This is a genomic window from Streptomyces sp. GL_141, assembly GCF_057834385.1.
In genome coordinates this window covers 4,627,064-4,649,538 of sequence record NZ_CM174402.1, presented here as the reverse complement: position 1 = coordinate 4,649,538, position 22,475 = coordinate 4,627,064, and the positions used below count along the sequence as shown (strand labels likewise).

Annotated in this window: 26 protein-coding genes; 12 read left to right on the top strand and 14 right to left on the bottom strand. The window is 72.4% G+C overall.

Going from position 1 to position 22,475, the window contains the following annotated elements; all coding sequences use genetic code 11:
• Positions 1-34 precede the first annotated feature (34 nt).
• The gene (yczE, locus tag AC3IX6_RS20470; RefSeq protein ID WP_489363368.1) at positions 35-742 is read left to right on the top strand and encodes a membrane protein YczE; all 708 of its coding nucleotides are present in this window, start codon (positions 35-37) and stop codon (positions 740-742) included.
• Here yczE and AC3IX6_RS20465 read toward each other — a convergent pair.
• Positions 701-919 (bottom strand): hypothetical protein, encoded by a 219-nt coding sequence (locus tag AC3IX6_RS20465; protein ID WP_274548266.1) that lies wholly within the window; start codon positions 917-919, stop codon positions 701-703. The two genes, yczE and AC3IX6_RS20465, sit on opposite strands and share 42 nt — an antisense overlap.
• 115 nt (positions 920-1,034) lie before the next feature.
• Between AC3IX6_RS20465 and AC3IX6_RS20460 the strand changes: the two genes are divergently transcribed.
• The 3 genes from AC3IX6_RS20460 to AC3IX6_RS20450 are packed head-to-tail and all read left to right on the top strand — an operon-like array spanning position 1,035 to position 3,185.
• Entirely contained in the window at positions 1,035-1,874 is an 840-nt protein-coding gene (locus AC3IX6_RS20460; protein ID WP_489363366.1) for a helix-turn-helix domain-containing protein, read from the top strand.
• On the top strand, positions 1,858-2,115 hold the full coding sequence (locus AC3IX6_RS20455; protein ID WP_489363364.1) for a DUF397 domain-containing protein: 258 nt from the start codon (positions 1,858-1,860) through the stop codon (positions 2,113-2,115). Before AC3IX6_RS20460 ends, AC3IX6_RS20455 begins: the two co-directional genes overlap by 17 nt.
• Positions 2,116-2,126: 11 nt before the next feature.
• A complete protein-coding gene (locus AC3IX6_RS20450; protein WP_489363362.1) occupies positions 2,127-3,185 on the top strand; it encodes a phosphotransferase in 1,059 nt (352 codons plus the stop codon).
• Between the two features lie 35 nt (positions 3,186-3,220).
• Here the strand turns inward: AC3IX6_RS20450 and AC3IX6_RS20445 are convergent, their stop codons facing one another.
• Positions 3,221-3,598, bottom strand: a complete 378-nt coding sequence (locus AC3IX6_RS20445; protein ID WP_489363360.1) for a hypothetical protein — start codon at positions 3,596-3,598, stop codon at positions 3,221-3,223.
• A gap of 120 nt (positions 3,599-3,718) precedes the next feature.
• Positions 3,719-4,984: an MFS transporter gene (locus tag AC3IX6_RS20440; protein ID WP_489363358.1), complete on the bottom strand. Its 1,266-nt coding sequence runs from the start codon at positions 4,982-4,984 to the stop codon at positions 3,719-3,721.
• A 125-nt stretch (positions 4,985-5,109) separates the two neighbouring features.
• Here AC3IX6_RS20440 and AC3IX6_RS20435 point away from each other — a divergent pair, with 125 nt between their 5' ends.
• The 6 genes from AC3IX6_RS20435 to AC3IX6_RS20410 are packed head-to-tail and all read left to right on the top strand — an operon-like array spanning position 5,110 to position 10,910.
• Entirely contained in the window at positions 5,110-6,195 is a 1,086-nt protein-coding gene (locus AC3IX6_RS20435; RefSeq protein ID WP_489363356.1) for an ABC transporter substrate-binding protein, read from the top strand.
• Positions 6,185-7,273 carry a FecCD family ABC transporter permease gene (locus tag AC3IX6_RS20430; RefSeq protein ID WP_489363354.1) on the top strand — a complete coding sequence of 363 codons (1,089 nt, stop codon included), beginning with the start codon at positions 6,185-6,187 and terminating at the stop codon, positions 7,271-7,273. Before AC3IX6_RS20435 ends, AC3IX6_RS20430 begins: the two co-directional genes overlap by 11 nt.
• Complete coding sequence (locus AC3IX6_RS20425) at positions 7,270-8,073, top strand: ABC transporter ATP-binding protein (protein WP_489363353.1); 804 nt, start codon at positions 7,270-7,272, stop codon at positions 8,071-8,073. Before AC3IX6_RS20430 ends, AC3IX6_RS20425 begins: the two co-directional genes overlap by 4 nt.
• A gap of 11 nt (positions 8,074-8,084) precedes the next feature.
• Positions 8,085-8,942, top strand: a complete 858-nt coding sequence (locus AC3IX6_RS20420) for a Rossmann-like domain-containing protein (protein ID WP_489363352.1) — start codon at positions 8,085-8,087, stop codon at positions 8,940-8,942.
• Entirely contained in the window at positions 8,939-9,985 is a 1,047-nt protein-coding gene (locus tag AC3IX6_RS20415; RefSeq protein ID WP_489363351.1) for a GHMP family kinase ATP-binding protein, read from the top strand. Before AC3IX6_RS20420 ends, AC3IX6_RS20415 begins: the two co-directional genes overlap by 4 nt.
• Positions 9,906-10,910, top strand: a complete 1,005-nt coding sequence (locus AC3IX6_RS20410) for a pyridoxal-phosphate dependent enzyme (RefSeq protein WP_489363350.1) — start codon at positions 9,906-9,908, stop codon at positions 10,908-10,910. The genes AC3IX6_RS20415 and AC3IX6_RS20410 overlap by 80 nt, the downstream gene beginning before the upstream one ends.
• 27 nt (positions 10,911-10,937) lie before the next feature.
• Here AC3IX6_RS20410 and AC3IX6_RS20405 read toward each other — a convergent pair whose 3' ends face one another.
• Positions 10,938-12,125 carry a S8 family peptidase gene (locus AC3IX6_RS20405; RefSeq protein ID WP_489371504.1) on the bottom strand — a complete coding sequence of 396 codons (1,188 nt, stop codon included), beginning with the start codon at positions 12,123-12,125 and terminating at the stop codon, positions 10,938-10,940.
• A 394-nt stretch (positions 12,126-12,519) separates the two neighbouring features.
• On the opposite strand from AC3IX6_RS20405, the gene AC3IX6_RS20400 reads away from it, so the two are divergent.
• On the top strand, positions 12,520-12,876 hold the full coding sequence (locus AC3IX6_RS20400) for a protease inhibitor I9 family protein (RefSeq protein ID WP_489363348.1): 357 nt from the start codon (positions 12,520-12,522) through the stop codon (positions 12,874-12,876).
• A gap of 7 nt (positions 12,877-12,883) precedes the next feature.
• On the opposite strand, the gene AC3IX6_RS20395 is transcribed toward AC3IX6_RS20400, so the two are convergent.
• From AC3IX6_RS20395 to AC3IX6_RS20380, 4 genes are all read right to left on the bottom strand, one after another.
• Positions 12,884-13,486 carry a Uma2 family endonuclease gene (locus AC3IX6_RS20395; protein ID WP_489363346.1) on the bottom strand — a complete coding sequence of 201 codons (603 nt, stop codon included), beginning with the start codon at positions 13,484-13,486 and terminating at the stop codon, positions 12,884-12,886.
• A 127-nt stretch (positions 13,487-13,613) separates the two neighbouring features.
• Positions 13,614-15,074: an alanine/glycine:cation symporter family protein gene (locus tag AC3IX6_RS20390; protein WP_489363344.1), complete on the bottom strand. Its 1,461-nt coding sequence runs from the start codon at positions 15,072-15,074 to the stop codon at positions 13,614-13,616.
• Between the two features lie 151 nt (positions 15,075-15,225).
• On the bottom strand, positions 15,226-16,104 hold the full coding sequence (locus tag AC3IX6_RS20385; RefSeq protein ID WP_489363342.1) for a haloalkane dehalogenase: 879 nt from the start codon (positions 16,102-16,104) through the stop codon (positions 15,226-15,228).
• Positions 16,105-16,269: 165 nt separating this feature from the next.
• Positions 16,270-17,094, bottom strand: coding sequence for an SDR family oxidoreductase (locus AC3IX6_RS20380; RefSeq protein ID WP_489363340.1), 825 nt, complete (start codon positions 17,092-17,094; stop codon positions 16,270-16,272).
• Positions 17,095-17,186: 92 nt separating this feature from the next.
• Between AC3IX6_RS20380 and AC3IX6_RS20375 the strand changes: the two genes are divergently transcribed.
• Complete coding sequence (locus AC3IX6_RS20375) at positions 17,187-17,771, top strand: TetR/AcrR family transcriptional regulator (RefSeq protein WP_489363338.1); 585 nt, start codon at positions 17,187-17,189, stop codon at positions 17,769-17,771.
• Between the two features lie 39 nt (positions 17,772-17,810).
• On the opposite strand, the gene AC3IX6_RS20370 is transcribed toward AC3IX6_RS20375, so the two are convergent.
• From AC3IX6_RS20370 to AC3IX6_RS20345, 6 genes are all read right to left on the bottom strand, one after another.
• The gene (locus AC3IX6_RS20370; RefSeq protein WP_489363336.1) at positions 17,811-18,449 is read right to left on the bottom strand and encodes a hypothetical protein; all 639 of its coding nucleotides are present in this window, start codon (positions 18,447-18,449) and stop codon (positions 17,811-17,813) included.
• 300 nt (positions 18,450-18,749) lie between these two features.
• The gene (locus AC3IX6_RS20365) at positions 18,750-19,352 is read right to left on the bottom strand and encodes a phosphoribosylanthranilate isomerase (protein ID WP_489363334.1); all 603 of its coding nucleotides are present in this window, start codon (positions 19,350-19,352) and stop codon (positions 18,750-18,752) included.
• Between the two features lie 18 nt (positions 19,353-19,370).
• On the bottom strand, positions 19,371-19,763 hold the full coding sequence (locus AC3IX6_RS20360; RefSeq protein ID WP_489363333.1) for a type II toxin-antitoxin system VapC family toxin: 393 nt from the start codon (positions 19,761-19,763) through the stop codon (positions 19,371-19,373).
• Positions 19,763-19,996, bottom strand: a complete 234-nt coding sequence (locus AC3IX6_RS20355) for a hypothetical protein (protein WP_371616570.1) — start codon at positions 19,994-19,996, stop codon at positions 19,763-19,765. The genes AC3IX6_RS20360 and AC3IX6_RS20355 overlap by 1 nt, the downstream gene beginning before the upstream one ends.
• 153 nt (positions 19,997-20,149) lie before the next feature.
• Positions 20,150-21,772 (bottom strand): chaperonin GroEL, encoded by a 1,623-nt coding sequence (groL, locus tag AC3IX6_RS20350; protein WP_450909645.1) that lies wholly within the window; start codon positions 21,770-21,772, stop codon positions 20,150-20,152.
• Positions 21,773-22,141: 369 nt separating this feature from the next.
• On the bottom strand, positions 22,142-22,348 hold the full coding sequence (locus AC3IX6_RS20345) for a cold-shock protein (protein WP_008743607.1): 207 nt from the start codon (positions 22,346-22,348) through the stop codon (positions 22,142-22,144).
• Between the last annotated feature and the right edge of the window lie 127 nt (positions 22,349-22,475).

The following is a 22,475-nucleotide window of genomic DNA, read 5'->3' as shown; positions in this document are numbered from 1 at the left end:
CGAATCCGGGGCCAGATCCCCCGAGGCTGGCCCCATGCCCCGAGTCACGGCCGTACCCGCTCCCGCCACTCACCACCCGCCCCGCATGAACGCCTTCGCCCAGCTCCGGGCCGGCCGCACCGCGCGCCGCGTTCCCCAACTCCTGCTCGGCCTGGCGGGCTACGGCGCCGCCGTCATGATGCTCGTCGAGTCCGGCCTCGGCACGGCGAGCTGGAGCGTGCTCACCGACGGCGCGGCGAAGAGCCTCGGCATCTCCTTCGGCTGGGCCACCAACCTGATCTCGCTCCTGGTGCTCCTCGCCTGGATCCCGCTGCGCGAGCTCCCCGGGCTCGGCACCGTCCTCAACGTCGCGATCGTCGGCTTCGCCGCCGACGCCACCGCCGCCGTGCTCCCCGCCCCCGAGGGGACCGCCGACGCGCTCGCGTACCTCGTCCTCGGCCTGGTCGCCCTCGGCTTCTTCGACGCGCTCTACCTCGGCGCGCAGTACGGCTCGGGCCCGCGCGACGGCATCATGACCGGCCTCGTCCGGCTCACCCGGCTGCCCGTCGCGACGGTGCGCACCGGCATCGAGGTGTCCGTGGCCGGCCTCGGCTGGCTGCTCGGCGGCACCCTCGGCCTCGGCACCGTGCTCGTCGCCCTGGGCACGGGCCCCCTGGTCGGCTGGTTCCTCCCGCGCCTGACCGTCCGCCTCGCCGATCCCTCAGGGGTGGGCCCGCTCGTGCAGGACGGCGGCCAGCCGTAGCGCGGTGTCCAGGTTGCAGCGCCCCAGATCGACCAGCGGCAGCCCGTACGACCCGGCCGCGGACACCCCGTCCACCCCGAGCGAGGGGAACACCACCCCCACGTCCGTCAGCGCGGCCTTCAACTGCCCGACGGCCTCCTCGGCCGCCAGCATCCGTTCCATCGGCGTGAGCACCATTTGCAATGTCACCTTTCGCTCTGAGTAGTCGAGTTCAGTACTCAGAGTGGCGACGGGCTGGCTAGCCTTCAAGGGCCAGACTCCAACACCCGCACCTGTTGTCAGGGGAGTTGCCGTGCCCGATTCCGGAGACGTCGACCCGTTCTCCTCACCCCGCACCATGCTCGGCTCCGAACTGCGCGTCGCCCGCAAACGGGCCGGCCTCAGCCAGGACAAACTCGGCGAGCCCCTCTTCGTCAGCGGCTCCTTCATCGGCCAACTCGAAGCGGGTACGCGGAGGATGACCCCGGAGCTTGGTCGTGAGATAGACAAGACCCTCGGCACGGGCGACTTCTTCACCCGCAACTGCCAAGCCGTGACGAAGTTCAAGTACCCCGACCACTTCACGGAGGCCGCCGAGGCCGAGGGCCTGGCGAAGGCCATCCGGGAGTACGCGCCCCTGCTGATCCCGGGCCTCCTCCAGAAGGAGGCCTACGCCCGTGCCGTCTTCCGCGCCTACCAGCCGACGGCGACGGAGACGGCCATCGACGCCCTGGTCGAAGCCCGCCTGGCCCGCGCGGCCCTGCTCGCAGAGCCAACAACCCCGTTGTTGTGGTGCGTGCTCGACGAGGCGGTGCTGCGCCGGGTCATCGGCAGCCGGGCCGTGATGGCCGAGACGCTGCGACACCTCGCGGACCTGATCCGGTCCCACCGGGTCATCCTCCAGGTACTCCCGTTCAGTGCGGGCGCGCACGCAGCCCTGGAGGGATCCCTCAAGCTGATGGCCTTCTCGGACGCTCCGCCGCTCGCCTACGTACAGGGCATTGAAACAGGCTTGCTGCTGGACGATCCGGCCGATGTCGCGCGGCATTCGCTGACCTACGATCTACTGACGGCCAACGCGCTCTCACCAGACAAGTCGCTGGCCTTGATCGAGTCCGTGGCGGAGGATTACGCACATGACGAGCAGGCCTGAGTACGACATCTCGACTGCCACGTGGCACAAGTCCAGCTACAGCGGCGGAAGCGGCGGCGACTGCCTGGAGATGGCCACTTGGCGCAAGTCCACCTACAGCGCGGGTGACGGCGGCAACTGCCTGGAAGTCGCCGACGGCAACCCCGGCGTCGTTCCCGTCCGCGACTCCAAGGTCCCCGACGGCCCCCACCTCACCTTCGGCGCCCCGGCCTGGTCCGCCTTCGTCGCCGCCCTCGCCTAGGAAGGCCGCGCATGTCGAACCGTGTTCCGTTCAACGAGGCGCTGCTCTCCACCGTGGGCACCCCCGAGGAGAGCAAACTCCTCGACAGCAGTCCGCGGTCACGGGTGTGGTGGGTGCGGCTGTCGGACGGGCGGCCGGTGATCGTCAAGCAGATGACCGACGCCGGGGACACGGCCGCCGACGCGGACGCCCGCTTCGCGCGGGAGCTCGCCGGGCTGCGCCTGGCGGGGCGGGCCGCCGGGCCCGCCGTGGCTCCCGCCGTGCTCGCCACGGACCCTGGCTCGCGGATGATCGTCATGGAGTACGTGGCCGACCTCGGCGAGACCGGCGACTGGCTGCCCGCCTACGCCGAGTCGCTCGCCCGGCTGCACGCCCTGACGGGGCCCGCCGACGCGGGCGCCCTGCCGGTCGCGTCGGGGCCCACGGCCGCCGACGCGGAGTCCTTCCTCGCCCTGGCCGGGGCGCTCGACGTACCCGTACCGGCCGGGGTGCCCGGTGAACTCGACGGCCTCCTCGGCCGGTTGGACCCGGCCCCGCACCATGCGCTGCTGCACGGCGATCCCTGCCCGGGCAACGACCTGCGCACCGCCGACGGCATCCGCTTCGTCGACTTCGAGCGGGCCTCGCTCGGCAACGGCCTGATGGAACTCGCCTACTTCCGCATCGGCTTCCCCACCTGCTGGTGCGCCATGTCGGTCACCGCGGCCCCCCTCACGGAGGTCGAGGACATCTACCGGAGCACCTGGCGCGGCCTCACCGGGACGGACGTGCCGGGTGACCTCGCCGACGCGTGCGCGGGCTGGCTGATCCAGGGCGACGCGCTCGTCGAGCGGGCCCACCGCGGGACGGTCGACCAGCTCGCCCGGGTGCCCGTCGAGGACTTCGAGTGGGGCTACGTCTCCGCCCGCGAGCGGCTCGTCCACCGCCTGGGCGTGGTCGCCGGCATGACCCGCGACCACGATCACCTGCACGGCGTCGGCCGCCTCAGCTCCGCCCTGGCCGAGCGCCTCCTCGCACGCTGGCCGAAGCTGCGCCCGCTGCCCACCCCTGACGCCCGGCCCTGGTTCTAGGGCCTGTCGTCAAACTCCCGCCCTCGCCCAGAGCCTCACTCCACCAGGAACGGAAGCACGGCGAGGGCGACACCGCCGCCCAGCAGCGGCAGCGCTCCGAGGGTGGAGAGGCCCGCCCTGAGCAGGACGCGCTTGACCGACATGTCGAAGGAGCACTCCTCGGGATCCTCCGGGTCGTAGGCGATGCGGGCCACCGGTCCGCGGTGCTCGCCCCGGACGCCGTGCTCCACGCCGTCGACGTCGGTGAACTCGTACCAGGCCGCTCCGTCCGCGGTCCTGAAGTCGAGAGGGGCGGGCACGGTGATCCCGCGCCGCTTCAGCGCGAAGTGGACCCGCGTCACGTGCACCGCGAAGAACAGCAGGCCCGCACCGATGGCGAGCGGGATCGTCGCGACGAGGGGAGCGACGACCACCTCCGCCCCGCGTACGACGCCGACCCAGACCGTAACCTACCGGGCGGTGGAACGGGCCCGCCGCCGGACGGACTCCCCCTGGACGCAGGGCAGTTCACGGCGCCCGCAGCACGCCCCGGCCTAGGTCCGCTCCGGAGCCGCAGGCGCCGTCCGCGCGAAGTGCCGGGCCGTCGGCACCAGGGCGGCCGCCGCCGGTACGAGGAAGCAGGCGGCCGCGCAGGCGCCGAGGACGGGGGTGACGCCGAAGGTGTCGATGGCCGGGGCGATCAGGGCGAGGCCGACCGGGGCCAGACCGTAGGAGACGAGGAAGTCCAGCGAGGAGACGCGGGCCAGCCGGTCCGGGGCGACCTCGCGCTGGGTGGCGGTGAACCAGGGCACGTTGAACAGTTCGATCCCGATCCCGGCGACGGCGTAGGCGGCGACGACCACCCACGGGTGCACGGGCAGCATCAGGCTCAGCGGGGCGAATCCGTACGCCGCCAGTCCCGCGAAGGCGGCCCAGCCCTGTGAGCGCGGCCGCCAGCGGGCGATGACCAGGGCTCCGCCGAGTGCGCCCACTATGTACGCGGTCATGGCCGCGGCGAGCACCCATTCGCTGGCGTAGCGGTCCCGGCTGATCAGGGGCAGGGCGACGCTGGTGGCGGAGTAGCCGAGAGCGATGACGGCGACGAGGGCGCCGAGCCCGGCGAGGAACCAGGGGTGGCGGCGGGCCTCCCGTACGCCCTCCAGGAATTCGGTACGGAAACTCGCGCGCGGCGCGGTGACGGCGCCGGCGGCGCTCCCCCGGCCCTTGCCCGGGACCAGCGCGGCGACCAGCCAGAGCAGGCCGATGCCGAGCAGCAGGGTCCGGACGTCGAGGAAGGCCGCGAGCAGCGCGGTCAGGGCGGGTCCGGCGAGGGTGGAGCCACGGACGGCCATGGTCATGGCGGCGTTCGCCTGCTGACGGCGGCCGGGGTCGACGGTCTCGGCGGTGAGCGCCTGGAAGGCCGGTCGGCACGCGCCCTGTCCGGCCCCGGCGAGGGCGGCGGCGGCCGTCATCAGCAGGAGCGAGCGGCCCAGTCCGGCGGCGAGGAGGGGGGCTGCGACCGCCGCCGCCAGGGCCGACCAGAGGACGACCGCGCGGCGGGAGTGCCGGTCGGCCAGGACGCCGCCGACGGTGACGGCGGCGAGGAATCCGACCGTGCGCGCGGCGAGGACCAGGCCGAGGCCGGCGGCGCTCAGGTCGCGGTGGAGGACGGCGAGCCCGAGGACGAAGGGCAGGGCCCAGGTCGCGAGTCCGGAGGCGGTGGTACCCGCCCACAGACGCAGGAACGGGAGGTCGCGGAGGATCGAACGTGCCGGTGCGGCGGCGGACTTGGCCGCCGGGGGCGCGGGTGTGGTTGCCACGGTGAGGTCGCTCCTTGGGGGTGGGGCGGGGGCTCGGTGAGCCGCCCCCGGGGTTCTTAATGAAAATGAATGCCATTACAGTACCCTTCGAACGCGGCGGTCTTGCCCGGTGCACGACAACGCCCATGCCCGCCCCCACCCGCCCCGCCCAGACCGGAGAACCCATGCGCCACCCCGCTCGCCTCGGCATCGCCCTGGCCCTCGCCCTCGCCACCGCGGCCTGCTCCGCACCCGCCGCCAACGACTCCGACGACTCCAAGGCCACAGCCGCGGCCGCCCCCGCCGCCCAGGCCTCCACCGTCACGAGCTGCGGCCGCCAGGCCGCCTTCGCCGCACCGCCGAAGCGGGCCGTCGCCCTGGACCAGACCTCGACCGAGACCCTGCTCGAACTCGGACTCCAGGACTCGATGGCGGGCACCGCCAACCTCAAGACGAAGATCCCCGCCGCGTACAAGGCCGCGTACGCCAAGGTCCCGGTCATCGCCCCGAAGATCGCGACCGGCGAGCAACTGCGCGCAGCCACCCCGGACTTCGTCATCGGCGGCTCCGCCGACCTCTTCACCAAGGACCGGGCGGGCACCCGCGAGGAGCTCGACGCCCTCAAGGTCCCGACCTTCGTCAGCGCCGTGGACTGCCCCGGGCAGAACCCGGGCGGCCGGACCCCCTTCGAGCTGCTCTTCTCCGACTACGAGAACCTCGGCAAGGTCTTCGGCGCCGGGGAACGGGCCGCCAAGCTCGCCGCCGACCAGCGCAGCGCCGTGGCCAAGGCCGGGGAGAACGCCGCGAAGGCCACCGGGGGCACCGCGGGCACCGGACAGCCCACCGTGGTCTACCTCTACTCCGTCTTCAACGGCATGCCGTACGTGGCGGGCAAGAGCGGTCTGCCCAGCGAGATGAGCCGGATCGTCGGCGCGAAGAACGCCTTCGACGACGTCGACGAGGACTGGCCGGAGGTCTCCTGGGAGGAAGTCGCCAAGCGCGACCCGGACTTCATCGTGATCGGCGACCTGTCCGAGCGCGGCCGGCCCGGCGACAGCGCCGCCGAGAAGCGCACCACCATGACCCAGCACCCCGTCGTGTCGAAGCTCGCCGCGGTGCGCGACAACAAGATCCTCGAAGTGCCCGGCATCGAACTGGACCCCTCGGTGCGCTCCGTCCACGCCCTGGGACTGCTGGCGGCGGGCATGAAGGACCTCGGGTATGTCCGCTGACACGGTGACCGCGGACCCGGTCGGCCTCACAGGTCCGGGCGCCACCACAGGCCCGGCCCCCCGCCGGTCCCCGCTGGCCGGGGCAGGCCTCTTCCTCCTCGCCGCGGCCGTCCTGGCGGCCTCGGTCGCGGCGGCCGTGCGCATAGGCGCCGCCGACGTGGGCTGGACCGGCCTCGCCCGCGTCTTCGGTACCCGACTGGGCCTGGACGTCGAGCCGTTGCCCCCGCTGCTGGACTCGCTCGTCTGGGACCTGAGGCTGCCGCGCGTACTGATGGCCGCCCTCGTCGGCGCCTCGCTCGCCGTGTGCGGAGCGGTGCTCCAGGCGGTCACCCGTAACGCCCTCGCCGACCCCTACCTGCTCGGCGTCTCCTCGGGCGCCTCCGCCGGAGCCGTCACCGTGGTCGTCCTCGGGATCGGCGCGAGCACCCTCGGCGTCACCGGCGGAGCGCTCGCCGGCGCACTGCTCTCCTTCGGGCTGCTCCTGCTGCTCCTGCGGCGCACCGGGCTGGACTCCGTACGCATCGTCCTCACCGGCGTCGTCATCGGGCAGCTCTTCACCGCGCTGACCTCGCTCGTACTGATGGCCTCGGCGGACGCGGACACCACCCGGGCCGTCACCCACTGGCTCCTGGGCTCGATGGCACCGGCCCGCTGGAACACGGTCGCGGTCTGCGCGGTCGTCACCCCGCTGGGGCTGGCCGCGGCCTGGCTCTGCTCGAACGCCCTCGACGGGCTCGCCTTCGGCACCGACACCGCCGCGTCCCTCGGGATCGACGTGCGGCACACGCGGATGCTGCTGCTCGTGGTCACCGCCGTGCTCACCGCGGTGGCGGTGGCCACCGTCGGCGCCATCGGCTTCGTCGGGCTGATCGTGCCCCACGGGGTGCGGTTCCTCGTCGGGCCGCTGCACCGGGTGCTGCTGCCGTACACGGCCCTGGCCGGAGCGGTGTTCCTGGTGTGGACGGACGCGCTGGCACGAATCGCCTTCGGGCCCCGCGAGGTTCCCGTCGGCGTGATCACCGCACTGCTCGGCGTACCGATCTTCCTGCTGGTCCTGCGCAAGCGGGGGGAGCTGTGAGGATCAGCGCCGAAGACGTCAGCTGGTCGGTGGCGGGCACCCGGGTCGTACGCGGGATCAGCGCGGACATCGCCCCGGGCGAGACCGTCGGGCTGCTCGGCCCCAACGGCTCGGGCAAGTCCTCGCTGCTGCGCTGTCTGGCCGGCCTGCGGGCTCCCGATTCGGGCGCGGTCCGCTACGACGGGGAGTCCGTGCGCGGCTGGAGTGCGCGCAGGATCGCCCGGCACGTCGCCTTCGTCGAGCAGGACGCGGGCGCGGACAGCGATCTGCCGGTCGCCGACATCGTCGGCCTGGGCCGGACCCCGTTCCGCGACCGCTGGCGCGGGCCGGACGCCACCGACCGGGCCGTGGTCGCCGCCGCGCTGGAACGCGTAGGACTCACCGCGCTCGCCCACCGTTCCTGGAAGGCGCTGTCGGGCGGGGAGCGGCAGCGCACCCACATCGCCCGCGCGCTGGCGCAGCAGCCGTCCGCGCTGCTGCTCGACGAGCCCACCAACCACCTCGACGTCAAACACCAGCTGGAACTGATGGAGCTGCTGGCCGGTACCGGACAGACCGTCCTGGTCGCCCTGCACGACCTGTCGCTCGCCGCCCGGTACTGCGACCGGCTGCTGCTCCTGCACCACGGCCGCCTGATCGCCTCCGGCCCGCCCGCCGCCGTCCTGACGGCGCGGAGGCTCGCCGAGGTCTTCGAGGTCGACGCCGAACTCACCACCGACGCCCTCGGACACCCCCAGGTCAGCTACCGCGGACCGCTCCGCGCACACACCACGACACCGATACCCCAAGCCGCACTGTGAAGAGGAAACCCATGACTCCGACCACCACCACCGCCACCACCACACCCACCACCCCCGCCGTCGACGCGCTCGTCGAGGCCGTACTGGCCGGCGAGCACGGCCCGCTGCCCTCCTCGCTCGTCGCGACCAGCGTGTTCTGGATCCACCACGGCACCCGCCTGGCCGGCGGCGACACCACCTACCTCAACCAGTACGTCCTGGTCCGCCTCGGCGGCTCCTTCGGCGGCTGCGCCTTCGAGGCCGGCGAGATCGACCCCTCGATCTGCCGCGACTCCTCCGGCACCCCGCTCGACGCCCTCCTGCGCGAGGCCCCGCGCCCCCTGCGCATCGCCGCCCTCGACGCCTACCTCTCCGAGACCCGCCCCCACCGCGCGGCGGCCGAACAGGGCGACGCCGAGCCCGTCACCCTCCCCGCCGGCACCCCGGAGCTCCGCGCCAAGGCCCGCGACGCGGCCATCGCCGGACTGCTGGACATCGAGGAGGGCGCCGAGGTCGGACTCATCGGCGTCGTCAACCCGCTGGTGGCGGCGATCCGCGAACGCGGCGGCCGGCCACTGCCCTGCGACCTCAACCTCAAGGCCACCCAGTGGGGCGACCCGGTCACCGCCGACATGCACGAGGTACTGGAGCGCGCCCAGGCCGTCGTCGCCACCGGCATGACCCTGAGCAACGGCACCTTCGACACCATCCTGGAGCGCTGCCGCTCCCGCGGCATCCCGCTGGTCGTCTACGCGCAGACCGGCAGCGCCGTCGCCCGCGCCTTCCTCGGCTCCGGGGTGACCGCCCTGTCCGCGGAGCCCTTCCCCTTCTCCCAGTTCAGCGCCGAGGAGACGGTCCTGTACCGCTACCGGACGGCGGACGGCGCGTGACCCCCGGCGCCACCGCCCTCCCGGCCCCGTCCGGCACCGGGCAGGCCCCCTGCCACCACGGCGAGATCCTCCAGGGCGTCTTCCTCGACGGCGCCGGGCGCCGGTGCGCCGGACTGGTCACCCTCCCCATGGCCGGCCCCGGCAGCAGCGCCGCGTTCGTCCGCCGCCCCGGCGCGGAGCCCGGGGCGCTCACCGTCGCGCCCGCCGACCGCACGAAGGCGGCACGGGCGGCGGCCCTCACCGTCGCGGAGTGCGCCCGGCGGACCGGACAGCCGCCCTGCGGCGGGGAGTTGCGGCTCACCGGCGAGATACCGGTGGGCCTGGGCATGGGCAGCTCCAGCAGCGACGTCATCGCAGCCGTGCGCGCGGTCGCGGACTCGTACGGGCTGCGACTGGACCCCCCGACGGTCGCCGGGCTGGCCGTACGCGCCGAACTGGCCTCCGACCCCCTGATGCTCGGCGGCCGCCCGGTGCTGTTCGCCCAGCGGGAGGGCCGGGTCCTGGAGGTCCTCGGCCCGGCCCTGCCGCCGCTGGTCGTGGTGGGCTGCACCCTCGGCGGGGGCGCGCCCGTCGACACCCTGTCCCTGCCGGTGGCCGCCGTCGCCGACGTGGACCGCAGCGACGTACGGGCCTACGAGCGGCTGCGCGCGCTGCTGCGCCGGGCCGTGGCCACCGGCAGCCCGGAGCTGCTCGGCGCGGTCGCCACCGCCAGCGCCCGGCGCGGCCAACGGATCCTCGGCCACCCGGAGTTCGACGCGCTGACCGCCCTCGCCCGCCGGGCCGGGGCGGTCGGCGTGCAGATCGCGCACAGCGGCGCGGTGGCGGGCGTGCTCTTCGATCCGGCCGCCCCCGGGCTGCGCCGCCGCGTCCACGGCTGCCTGCACGCCCTGGACGCCCACGGCATCCCCGCCACCCGCACCTTCACGACCGGCGCCACCACCAGTCCCAAGGAGATCTCTCACCATGGACCAGCACATCGCGGAGTCGATCGGCCGGCCGGACCTGATACGCCTCGACGACCGGCTCGTCTGCCTGCGCTTTGAAACGATGAAGGTGGTCTCCGCCCTCGCGGCGGTGCGCCACCTGCTCGACACCGGCGCCGTGCGGCGCGGGGACACCCTGCTGGACAGCTCCAGCGGCATCTACGCGTACGCCCTGGCCCTGACCTGTCACCGGTACGGCCTGCACTGCCACATCGTCGGCTCGGCCACCGTGGACCACACGCTGCGGACCCAACTGGCCGTCCTCGGGGCGACGCTGGAGCAGATGGAACCGTGCAGCGACCTGAAGCTCGACCAGAAGCGGCGCGTCGAGCGGATCCACGAGATCCTCGCCGAGCACCCCGACTACCACTGGATGCGCCAGTACCACGACGACGTCCACTACCTCGGCTACCGCGCGATCGCCGACCGGATCCGCGAGGCCACCGGCACGGCGGACGGGCTCACCGTCGTGGGCGGGGTCGGCTCGGGCGCCTCCACCGGCGCCCTGACCCGCTACCTCCGCGAGGGCGCCGCTGGCACTGCGGATGTCGAACTCGTCGGCGTCCAGCCGTACGGCAGCGTCACCTTCGGCTCCGAGCACGTCACCGACCCCGAGATGATCATCGCCGGGATCGGCAGCTCCATCCCCTTCGGGAACGTCTCGCACGAGCTGTACGACACCCTGCACTGGGTCTCCTTCGACGCCGCCCTCGCCGGCAGCGTCGACCTGCTGCGCCGGCACGCGGTCTTCGCCGGGCTGTCGACCGGCGCCGGCTACCTCGCGGCGCGCCACGAGCGCGAGCGCTCACCCCACCGCACGGTCCTCTTCATCGCCCCCGACACCGGCCACCGCTACGTCGACACCGTCTACGCGAGACACCGCGAGGCCGCCCCGATCGCGGACCTCGCCCCGCGCGAGGTGACGGACCGGAGCGAGCTGGCCCTGCCGTGGTCGCGGATGCGCTGGAACCGCGCCGCTGCGTGAGCGGCACGGCCCTCGCGCCTGCCGTGGTCAGAGGCCGTTGGTGAACAGCAGCTCGTTCGGGGAGGACTTGCTGATGCTCTTCAGGACGTCCTTCGTGGACTCGTCCCGCAGGTACTCGACGATGGCTTCCGGCGTCGCGGTCGGGTTCGCCTGCTTGTAGAGGACGGCCACGCCCGTGACGTGCGGCGCTGCCATGGACGTGCCGTTCTCGGCCAGGCTGCCGCCGCCCAGCTTGGCGGAGACGATCGCTTCTCCGGGCGCGTACAGGCTCACGCACTCGCCCCAGTTGGAGAAGCTGGTCTCCTCGTCCCACTGGTTGCTCGCGGCGACCGTGAGCACCTTCCCCGCCGAGGCGGGCGAGACGAGACAGGCGTCCTTCGAGGAGTTGCCCGCCGCGATGACCGGCAGGACGCCCGCGTCCGTCACGGCGTTCGCCGCATCGTTGACGGCCTGGGACTTGTCGCCGCCCAGGGAGCCGTTGAGGACGGCGGGCTGCTTGGCGTTCTTGGCCACCCAGTCCAGGCCCGCGATGATCCCCGAGGAGTCGCCCTCACCCTTGCAGTCGAGGACGCGGACGCTGACCAGGTTGGCTTTGCGCGCCACGCCGTACGTCTTGCCGGCAACGGTGCCCGCGACGTGCGTGCCGTGGCCGTTGCAGTCCGCGCCGTCGCGGCCGTCCTTGATCGCGTCGAAGCCGAAGGTGGCCCGCCCCCCGAACTCGTCGTGCGCGTACTCGATGCCCGTGTCGAGGATGTAAGCGGTCACCCCGGCGCCGTTGCCCTGGGTGGTGAAGGTGTTGTCGAGCGGCAGTTCCTTCTGGTCGATCCGGTCCAAGCCCCAGGAGGCGGACGGCCCGCGCAGGGCGGTGGCCGTGGACCGCACCCTCGACGGGGCCGAGACCTTCGCGTCCGTCTCCACCGACTTCACGCCCAGGGCGACGCGGGCGATCTCCAGCTGGAGCTTGGTCATGGGGACGGCGAAGCCGTTCATGGCCTTGGTGTAGAGGAACTTCGGCTTGAGGCCCAGCCGCTCGGCCACCTTGGCCGGGTCGTAGCCCGGCTCCAGGGTCACGATGTACTGGCCGGGGATGGCGTTGGCCGAGATGGTCAGCGGCACCGGGGTGGGCTCGGGCAGGACGTCGGCGGACGCGGAAGCGGCGGCCACCGGGGTGACGGCGAGCAGGGCGGCGGTGGCGGCGCGGGCGAGCAGGCGCATGGACATCGAGGGGACTCCCGAGGGGTGGAGGGCGGCATGCGGAAGCCGCCTCCGTCCGACGGGGAACGCCTCACGGAATGCGGCCCTCCCCTTCATCGGCGGGCCGGCCGCTGCTCTTGACCGGACCGGACCGGCCGTACGGCCGTGCCGCGGGCTGATTCTCGTACGGACTGAAGAAAGGATTCCGCCCCTTCCGCCCAGCGGCCTCCAGGCCTGCGCGGCCCGTGCTCGCGGCCCTGCCGCGGGGGCTTGCAGGTTCACCCGTACGGAAGGGACACCGCGTGCTCATCCGGGGAGGGGCGCATTCGCGGTTCCCGCGGTTCACCCCCGCCCGCGGCCGCCGCGCCGCCGAAGGTCGTTGACCGGACCGGCCGTACGTGGTGGCCTCGCGGTCATGCGCACTCGTACGAGCCGGACCCTGTCGATCCCCGCCGTCGCCGCCGTCGCCCTCGCCGCCGCCCTCGCCCTGCCCGCCCCGCCCGCCCACGCCACGGGACCCGGACCAGCCGCTCCCGCCTCCCGTACGGCCCCGGCCGAGTGGCCGGCGTACATCGTCACCGTGCACCGCGGCCTCGACCCGGCCGCCGTCGCGGACGCCTACGGGATCACCCCGGTCCACGTCTACCGCCACGCCCTGAACGGCTTCAGCGCCCGCCTCTCCCCCGACCAGGTCGAGTCCCTGCGGGCAACGGCGGTCGTGACCTCGGTCGAGCCGGACGGCCCAGTCGCCGTATCCGGCCCGGCCGTCTAACCCCTGGTCAGAGCGGGAAGCTCCCTGTGTCGAGCGTCAGCGCGAAGGGCTCGGGGAGCCGCAACTCCTCGCCGAAGGCCACCCGGACGGCGTGCTTGTAGGCGCCGTTCTGCGGTTCGGTGAACAGGGTGGCCGTGGGACCGTGCTCGTCGAAGCGATCGATCAGGACGTAGACCGGGACGGGGGCGTGGGCGTAGGCCCAGAGCTTCTTCTTCCGGTCGACATCGGCATTGCTCTTGGAGGTGATCTCCACGACGAGCAGCGCCTCGGCCGCGTCCACCGGGTCGGAGACCTCGACTTCCACACCCCTGACCAGGACGGACGGGACCACCACCAGGTCCGGCACGTAGAGCTTGTCCAGTGGGGCGATGTGGATGCCGAGCGTCTGGTAGACGCCCCACTCGGGCGGCAGGACCCCGTACAGGCCGCGCTGCACACTCTCTGCGATTGCGTTGTGGTGGCGGTGGGGCGGTGGCACCAAGGCGATCTGTCCTCCGTCGATCTCGGCGCGCCAGCCCTCCGGCACGTCCAGGTCACGCCAGCTCTGCAGCAGGTACTCCCACGTGCGGCCGTCGGCGTTCCGGTCGGGTTCGACCATGGCTGCGGTCATCGCGGGTCTCCTCTCCTGTGGCATATGCCAGCGAGCGTAGACAGACGGTTTCACGGCGTGCGGCCGTTTCGTTCAGCGTCCCACGATCGGGTGGCGCACGCAGCAACCCCCGCGCACCACCAGCCCGCTACACCCGCTCCGGCGCCTGCGACGACGGGACCGTCGTGCGGATCGGGTCCCAGCACTGGACGCCCTTCAGGTCCGGCATGCGGTCGCGGGTGAAGACCGGCTCCAGGCCCGCCCGGCGCTGGGCGAGGTAGTCGTCCAGGAGGCGGAAGGCGATGGCCGACAGCGGGATGATCGCGGCGAGGTTGATCAGGGCCATGAGGCCCATGAACACGTCCGCCAGGTTCCAGACGACCGACACCGAGCCGAGCGAGCCCATGACGACCGCCGACAGGACCAGCACCCGGTATCCCGGCAGGACCCACCGCTTGCGGGTGATGAACTGGATGTTGGTCTCGCCGTAGTAGTAGTTCCCGATCATGCTGCTGAAGGCGAGCATGAAGACCACCACCGTGAGGAGGTGGCCGGCCCATCCGCCCAGCGTGTCGCTCAGCGCCGTCTGCGTCAGGTCCGCGCCCTGGCGGCCCGACAGCTCCGGGTTGGTGACGAGGACGATGAAGGCCGTCATCGTGCAGACGAGGAGGGTGTCGAAGAAGACGCCCAGGGACTGTACGAGGCCCTGCTTGACCGGGTGCGAGACCTCGGCGGCCGCGCCCGCGTTCGGGGCGGAGCCGAGGCCCGCCTCGTTGGAGAACATGCCGCGCCGGATGCCCTGCTGGATCGCCGCGCCGATGCCGCCCGCCGCCAGCTCGCGGAAGCCGAAGGCGCCGCCGACGATGTCCGCGATGACCCGGGGGAACTCGGTGACGTTGAGGAGGACCACCGCCGCGCCGAGGAGGAGGTAGACGATCGCCATGACCGGGACCAGGACCGTGGTGACGGCCGAGATCCGCTTGACCCCGCCGAAGACGGCCAGGCCCAGCAGGGCGGCCAGCAGCACGCCGAGGGAGGGGCCGAACCAGTTCGATCCGTCCGCGTCGGCGAGGGAGCCCGAGGCGACGGCGGTGATGGTGTTGGCCTGCACGGCGTTGAAGACGAAGCCGAAGGTGACGGTGATCGTCACCGCGAAGAGCACCCCGAGCCAGCGTTTACCGAGCGCCCGCTGCATGTAGTACGCGGGGCCGCCCCGGTAGGCGCCGCCGGCGTTGCGCACCTTGTAGAGCTGGGCGAGGGCCGATTCCACGAAGGCGGAGGCCGCGCCGATCAGCGCCATCATCCACATCCAGAACACGGCGCCCGCGCCGCCCAGGGTGATGGCGGCGGCGACACCGGCGATGTTGCCGGTACCGACGCGCGCGGCGGCCGAGATCGTGAAGGCGCCGAAGGACGAGACCTGCTTGCGGCCGTCGGCGCGCGGCGGGGTCTTCTCCTTCACCACCCGGAACATCTCGGGAAGCAGGCGCAGCTGCACACCCCGGGAGCGGACCGTGAAGTACAGGCCCGCACCGACCACCAGCGGAATCAGCAGGTAGGTCCAGAGGTGATCGTTGACGTTGACGATCACCGAGTCCAGAGTGTCCATGTTTCGAAGTCTCCCGGGGCGGAAGGCCCGCGGACAGGGACCTACGTCCGTCGCCGGTGGGACGGAAGGCCCGCGCCGCCCGCCCTTCGCCCCCTCCTCGGCGCCCGGGGCAACCGGCCCGGCGACCGGAGCAACCGACCGGGCAACCGGCTCATCCCCACAGCCCGTGCCGCTGCGCCCACTCCCGCACCGCCGCCGCGACCAGCAGCGGGTGGTCCTCGGGGGTGTGGTGCCCGGCCGGCACGTCGTCGTGCCGGGCGAGCTCCAGGCCCGCGATGTTCGCCTCGCACCAGTCGACGGCCTCCGGTCCCGTCATCGCCCCGGGTCCGGGGGCGAAGGTCAGCAGCAGCTTGGGCACGTCCGGGCTCCCCGCGAGCCACTCCCCGTACGCCGCCACGCGGGCCACCACCTCGGCGGGCTCCCCGCCCAGCGGCATCGACCGGGCCCACTGGAGCAGCGGGCGCCGGCTCTCCCGCGTCGGGTACGGGGCGCGGTACGCGTCCAGGTCGCGCGGGTCCAGCGGGCGGGCGACGCTGCCGGGCAGCGCCTGCTCGATGAAGGCGTTCTCGTCGAGGATCATCGCCTCCCCCACCCCCGGCGTCTTGATCGCCCGGAACAGGTCGCGGCCGCCCTCCGGGAACTCCTCCCAGCTCAGCGGCTTGACGATGGTTTCGGTGAACGCGATCCCGCGGACCCGCCCCGGATGCCGGGCGGCCCGGTCGAAGGCGAGCGCGCCTCCCCAGTCGTGCCCGACGAGCACCGCCTCGTCGAGGCCGAGGGCGTCGAACCAGGCGTCGAGGTAGCGGGCGTGGTCGGCGAAGGTGTAGCCGATGGCGGGCTTGCCCGAGCCCCCCATGCCGATCAGGTCCGGCGCGAGCAGCCGGACCGGGCCGTCACCGAGGGCGGGGAGGACCTCCCGCCAGAGGTGGGAGGAGGTGGGGTTCCCGTGCAGGAACACCACGGGCACACCGGTACGTGCACCGGCCTCCCGGTAGTGGATCGTCGAGTCGAGTACGGGCTGTACGGGCATGGCTGCTGCTCCTGCGGAGAAGGGGAGGGAGGCGTCGGCCGCGGAAGGCCTCGGCCGAGAGAGGCGTCGGCCGGTGCGGGACCCGGCCGGATGCGGTCGGGTCAGCGGAAGGCCTCGGCCGAGAGAGGCGTCGGCCGGTGCGGGACCCGGCCGGATGCGGTCGGGTCAGCGGAAGGCCGCCGCCGTGCGGTCCGCCCAGGCGGCGAAGGGGCGCGGGGCCCGGCCGAGGATCGCCTCGACGGCCGGGCTGACGGCCCGTTCGGCGGGGACCGGGGCGCCCAGGATGGACAGGGTGCCCTCCACCGCCGGCTCGGGCATGAAGGTCAGCATCTGCGCCCGGGCCTCCTCGGGGCTCTGCTCCACGAAGCGCACCGGCTCGCCGATCGCCGCCGCGATCGCCGCGGCCCGCTCGCGCGGGGTGACCGGGGCCGGGCCGGTCAGGTCGTACGTGTGGCCCGCGTGCCCGGAGTCCCGCAGGACTGCCGCCGCGACCTCCGCCACGTCCGCCGGGTCCACCGTCGGCAGCCCGACGTCCCCGAAGGGTGCGGCGGCCGTGCGGTGCGTACGGATCGACTCGGCCCAGGCGAAGGCGTTGGAGTCGAGCCCGCCCGAGCGCAGGACCGTCCACTCCAGACCCGAGCCGCGGACGGCCTCCTCGAAGGCGGCCGGATGCCCGTACAGCTCGGGCCGGGTCCCGGCCCCCTGCGAGGACAGCAGCACGACCCTGCGCACGCCGGCCTCCGCGGCCAGGCCGAGGACGGCCCGCGGGTCCTCGCCCGCGACGAGCAGGAACAGGGCCCGGGCCCCGGCGAGGGCGGGCCGCAGGCTCTGCGGCTCGGCGAGGTCGGCCCGGTGGTGGCGGACGCCCCGGGGCAGGGCTTCCCCCTCCGGCGCCCGGCGGGAGACGGCCGTGACCTGCTCCCCCGCCGCCGCGAGGATCCGTACCAGCTCGCTGCCGACGTTCCCGGTCGCACCCGTGATGACGATCATGGAAGGCTCCCACCCGTGAAGTGAGTTAGTTGACTGACTAACTCCTGGCACGACCATAGCCCGCCGGGCGGTGCCCGTCTACACTTAGTCAGGTGACTTACTCAGGTACGAAGCGCGGGGGCGGCAGCAGCAAGCGCGAACGCCTCGCCGCGGCCGCGGCCCAGGTCCTGCACGAACAGGGCATGGAGAAGACGACGATCGCCGACATCGCGCGCGCGGCCGACGTCCCCGTCGGCAACGTCTACTACTACTTCAAGACCAAGGACCAGCTGGTCGAAGCAGCCATCGACGCCCACGCGCAGACCCTCGCGGACATGATCGGCGTCCTCGACGCGCTCCCCACCCCGCAGGACCGCCTGAAGGCCCTCCTCGCCGGCTGGGTCGACCAGCGCGAGCTCACCGCCCGCTACGGCTGCCCCACCGGCTCGCTCGCCTCCGAGCTCGACAAGCGCGACGACGGCCTCGACCAGACCCTCGCCAAGGTCATGCGGGTGCTGCTCGACTGGGCCGAGCAGCAGTTCCTCGCACTGGGCCGCACCGCGGACGCCCGCGAGCTCGCGGTCGCCCTGATCGCCTCGTACCAGGGCATCTCGCTGCTCACGAACACCTTCCGCGACCCGGAACTGATGGCCTCGGAGGGCCGCCGCCTGGAGCGCTGGATCGACTCGCTCGCCTGACACCGGCCGTCCTGGCGCCCTGCCGCCCGGCCGCCCGGCTCAGGCGGCGGGCTTCGGGATCACCTCGAAGGGGGCGTTGCCCGTGTACGCGAAGGTGCCCGCGGGCAGGCAGTTCTCCTCCTCGACCGTCCCGAGCCCGTCGCAGTGCTGCGCCTTGAGCGTGAACAGCACGAGGGTGGTGTGCGTGCCGAGGTCCAGCGCCTTGAACGGCGGCGAGATGGCGATCGAGTACGGAACGCCGTCGGGGCCGAAGAGACCGGTGCGCAGGACCCGGCTCTTCTTGTAGGTGAAGCGCTGCTCCTGCGGCGTGCCGAGGTCGTGGACGTACGTGGCGCTGACGAACTTGGCGTTGAAGTCGTCGATCGGATCGGGGCGCTCCGGCGTGTAACCGGCCGGGTGGACGGCCTCCGCGGCGCTGCGCGCCGTGCCCCAGCCCGGCACGATCCTGACCCACTTCTCCTTGGCGTAGGTCTCGCGGCAGGGGGCCGGACCGACGATGCGGTCCTTCACGCCGTAGAGCTCGTTGAGGTCCCCGTCGAAGGGGGTGATGCAGTGCGGGACCGGGACCGGGACCGGGGGCTTCGGGTCGGGCAGCGGAGCGGCTGCGGCGGTGCTGGCGAGCGTGGCGATCAGCAGGGTCGGGATGGCGGCGGCGGCGAGGAAGCGTGCTCGTTTCACGGGGACCGGCTTTCGATGCGGGCGATGGGCCGTCGGCCAGCCGACCATTCCCGGTGTCCCGGCCCCCGGAGACACCTGCGGTGAGCGGCCGGACGGCGCAGCAGATCCACACGCCCGGCCCCGGCCCCGGCCCCCGGCGTTCCGCCGCCCGTCGCGGTCTGCCGCGGGCGGTGGGCCCTGCGGGGCGAAGTCCCCTACCCGCCCTTCCACCGTTCCCCGGGCTCCGCCCGGACCCGCGCCTCAAACGCCGGCGAGGCCGGGGGGACTCCGCCCGGACCCCGGGCCTCAAGCGCCGGGCGGCTAGACGCCCCGGGCCGCCGTGATGAAGGCGCGGATGAGGTCCGGGGACTTGATGCCGCGCTCGCTCTCCACGCCGCTGGACACGTCCACGCCCCACGCGCCGGTGACCGCGACGGCCCCCCGCACGGTGGCCGGTGTCAGCCCGCCCGCCAGGAGCCAGCGGCCCGCGGGGGCGGTGAACTCCGCCGAGCCCCAGTTCCACGGCTTGCCGGAGCCCGGATCCGGGGCGTCGAGGAGCAGCAGGTCCTCGCCGTACTCCCCGCAGCGCTCCACGTGCCGCGCCGTGGCCCGCAGCAGCGTGCGCCCCTCCGCGCGCAGCGCCGCGAAGTCCTCCGGGCCCTCCTCGCCGTGCAGCTGCACGCCCCGTACGCCGCTCTCCTCGGCGAACCGCCGCACCTCGGCGACGGACTGCCCCCGGAACACCCCCACGGTGAGCACCCCGTCCGGCACCCCCGCGACCAGTGCCCGTGCGGTCGCGGCATCGACCGTACGCGGACTGCCGGGCGCGAACACGAAGCCGACGGCATCGGCCCCGGCCGCCACGGCGACCTCGACATCGTGCGCGGTCTTGAGCCCGCAGATCTTGACGAACACATCAGTCATGCCATGCAGTCAATCAGGTCATGCGGGCGCATCAACGATCAGTCCGGCGTCCCGAGCAGCATCGGCCAGGCACTTGTCGTACGTCACGAACGAGGTCAGCCGCTCTCCGATGCTGAGCGCCGTCGCCAGATGGACGGCATCGAGACTGCGAACCGTGGCCGGTCGCACGGTTTGAGCGAGAATGCGAATGCCGGGATCAAGGTCGATCAGCTCGATCAGATCCAGGACGAGATGGAGCCTGACCGCCGCCTGTGGCGCGTAACGGGCCAGCGCCTTGAAGGACTCCACCTCCGCCAGGACCGAACTGACCCATCCGGTCTCCGCTCTTTCATCGAGCCACTCACGCAATGCCTGAGACTCGGATTCGGCGTGGACCAGCTTCACGACGGCGGCGGAGTCCAGGTAGATCATCAGCGTTCTTCCTCGCGACTCCGGGAGAGCTCCGCCGCGATGTCGATGCCATCAGGCTCCCCCAGCGGCATGCGCAGCACAGCCCGGCGCAGCGCAGCCGCGCGCTCCTTGCGGAGAGCCGCCTCCAGCACGGCCGCTCTTATGGCCACGGATCGCGAGCTGCCGTCCTGCGTGAGAACGGCCAGGGCGTGCTCGGTCTCGGAGTCGGTGCGGATCGTCACGGTGTCAGCCATGTCACCAGCGTAAGACGCAACGTCTTACATCGCCAGCTCCTCACGGAAACGCCCGAGGGCGGCACCCCCTCCGTCAGGAAGGGGTGCCGCCCTCGGTCCGTACTACGTGATGCGAACCGCCGATCTACCTTCGGGCCGGAGCCCGGGGGTGGATCAGAAGTCCATGTCGCCGCCCGGCATGCCGCCGCCGGCAGCGGCGCCGGCCTTCTCGGGCTTGTCGGCGATGACGGCCTCGGTGGTGAGGAAGAGGGCCGCGATCGACGCCGCGTTCTGCAGGGCAGAGCGGGTGACCTTCGCCGGGTCGATGATGCCCTCGGCGATCATGTCCACGTACTCGCCGGTCGCGGCGTTCAGGCCCCAACCGATCTGCAGGTTGCGGACCTTCTCGACGACGACGCCACCCTCGAGACCACCGTTGACGGCGATCTGCTTGAGCGGGGCCTCCAGCGCGAGCTTGACGGCGTTGGCGCCGGTCGCCTCGTCGCCGGTGAGCTCCAGCTTGTCGAAGACCGAGGAGGCCTGCAGCAGGGCCACGCCGCCACCGGCGACGATGCCCTCTTCGACGGCCGCCTTCGCGTTGCGAACGGCGTCCTCGATGCGGTGCTTGCGCTCCTTGAGCTCGACCTCGGTCGCGGCGCCGGCCTTGATGACCGCAACACCGCCGGCGAGCTTCGCCAGGCGCTCCTGCAGCTTCTCGCGGTCGTAGTCCGAGTCGGAGTTCTCGATCTCGGCGCGGATCTGGTTGACACGACCCTGGACCTGGTCGCTGTCACCGGCACCGTCGACGATGGTGGTCTCGTCCTTGGTGATGACGACCTTGCGGGCGCGGCCGAGCAGGTCGAGACCGGCGTTCTCGAGCTTGAGGCCGACCTCCTCGGAGATGACCGTGCCGCCCGTGAGGATGGCGATGTCGCCGAGCATGGCCTTGCGACGGTCACCGAAGCCCGGAGCCTTGACGGCGACGGACTTGAAGGTGCCGCGGATCTTGTTGACGACGAGGGTGGAGAGCGCCTCGCCCTCGACGTCCTCGGCGATGATCAGCAGCGGCTTGCCGGACTGCATGACCTTCTCCAGGAGCGGCAGCAGGTCCTTGACCGAGCCGATCTTGGAGTTGACGATCAGGATGTACGGGTCGTCGAGGGACGACTCCATGCGCTCCATGTCGGTGGCGAAGTACGCCGAGATGTAGCCCTTGTCGAAGCGCATGCCCTCGGTGAGCTCGAGCTCCAGGCCGAAGGTCTGCGACTCCTCGACCGTGATGACGCCTTCCTTGCCGACCTTGTCCATGGCCTCGGCGATGAGCTCGCCGATCTGGGTGTCGGCGGCGGAGATGGAGGCCGTGGAAGCGATCTGCTCCTTGGTCTCGACATCCTTGGCCTGCGCCAGCAGGGCGGCGGAGACGGCCTCGACGGCCTTCTCGATACCGCGCTTGAGGGCCATCGGGTTCGCACCGGCGGCCACGTTGCGCAGGCCCTCGCGGACGAGCGCCTGGGCGAGAACGGTGGCGGTGGTCGTACCGTCGCCGGCGACGTCGTCCGTCTTCTTGGCGACTTCCTTGACCAGCTCGGCGCCGATCTTCTCGTACGGGTCCTCGAGCTCGATCTCCTTGGCGATGGAGACACCATCGTTGGTGATCGTGGGGGCGCCCCACTTCTTCTCAAGGACGACGTTGCGACCCTTGGGGCCAAGGGTGACCTTGACGGCGTCGGCGAGCTGGTTCATGCCTCGCTCGAGACCGCGCCGGGCCTCCTCGTTGAACGCAATGATCTTGGCCATCTGAAGTGGTCCTCCCGGACAGCGGTGGATTGCTCCTGGACCGCGCCCGCGCCCGCGACGGACGGCCTGCCGTGCCCGGCGGTTTCTTCCCGCCGGACCCCGCGGGCCTCACCGACCCGGTCCTCGTTTAGTAGCACTCTCACCCGGAGAGTGCTAACGCCAATGATTAGCACTCGACCCCCCCGAGTGCAAGCGGCTTCGGGCAACCCGGGATGAACACCCAGGCGCCGCAAGGGCGCCGCGGCCGCCACGCACGAGGGGCCCGCATCCCGTGTCCAGGATGTGGGCCCCTCGTACATATGCCGTTGTGCCGTCGTGCGCGGCCGCTGTGCACGGCCCCGTACGTGTCGGTGGTCGATCGCGGTCGGACTAGCCGGCGGCGAGCTTGACCATGTCCGCCTGCGGACCCTTCTGGCCCTGCGAGATCTCGAATTCGACCCGCTGACCCTCTTCAAGGGTGCGGTACCCGTCCATCTGGATGGCGCTGTAGTGGACGAACACATCCGCACCACCGTCGACCGCGATGAAGCCGTAGCCCTTCTCCGCGTTGAACCACTTGACGGTGCCCTGAGCCATGCCTAACTCCCCTATTACTGGCCCTTGCGCAGGACCGCACTTCGCGGTCCCGGGTCAGAACTTGCGCCGGAACGCCTCGACCGGGGCTGAATGTATCCGCACCGCTGCTGTCTGCAACAGGTCATTC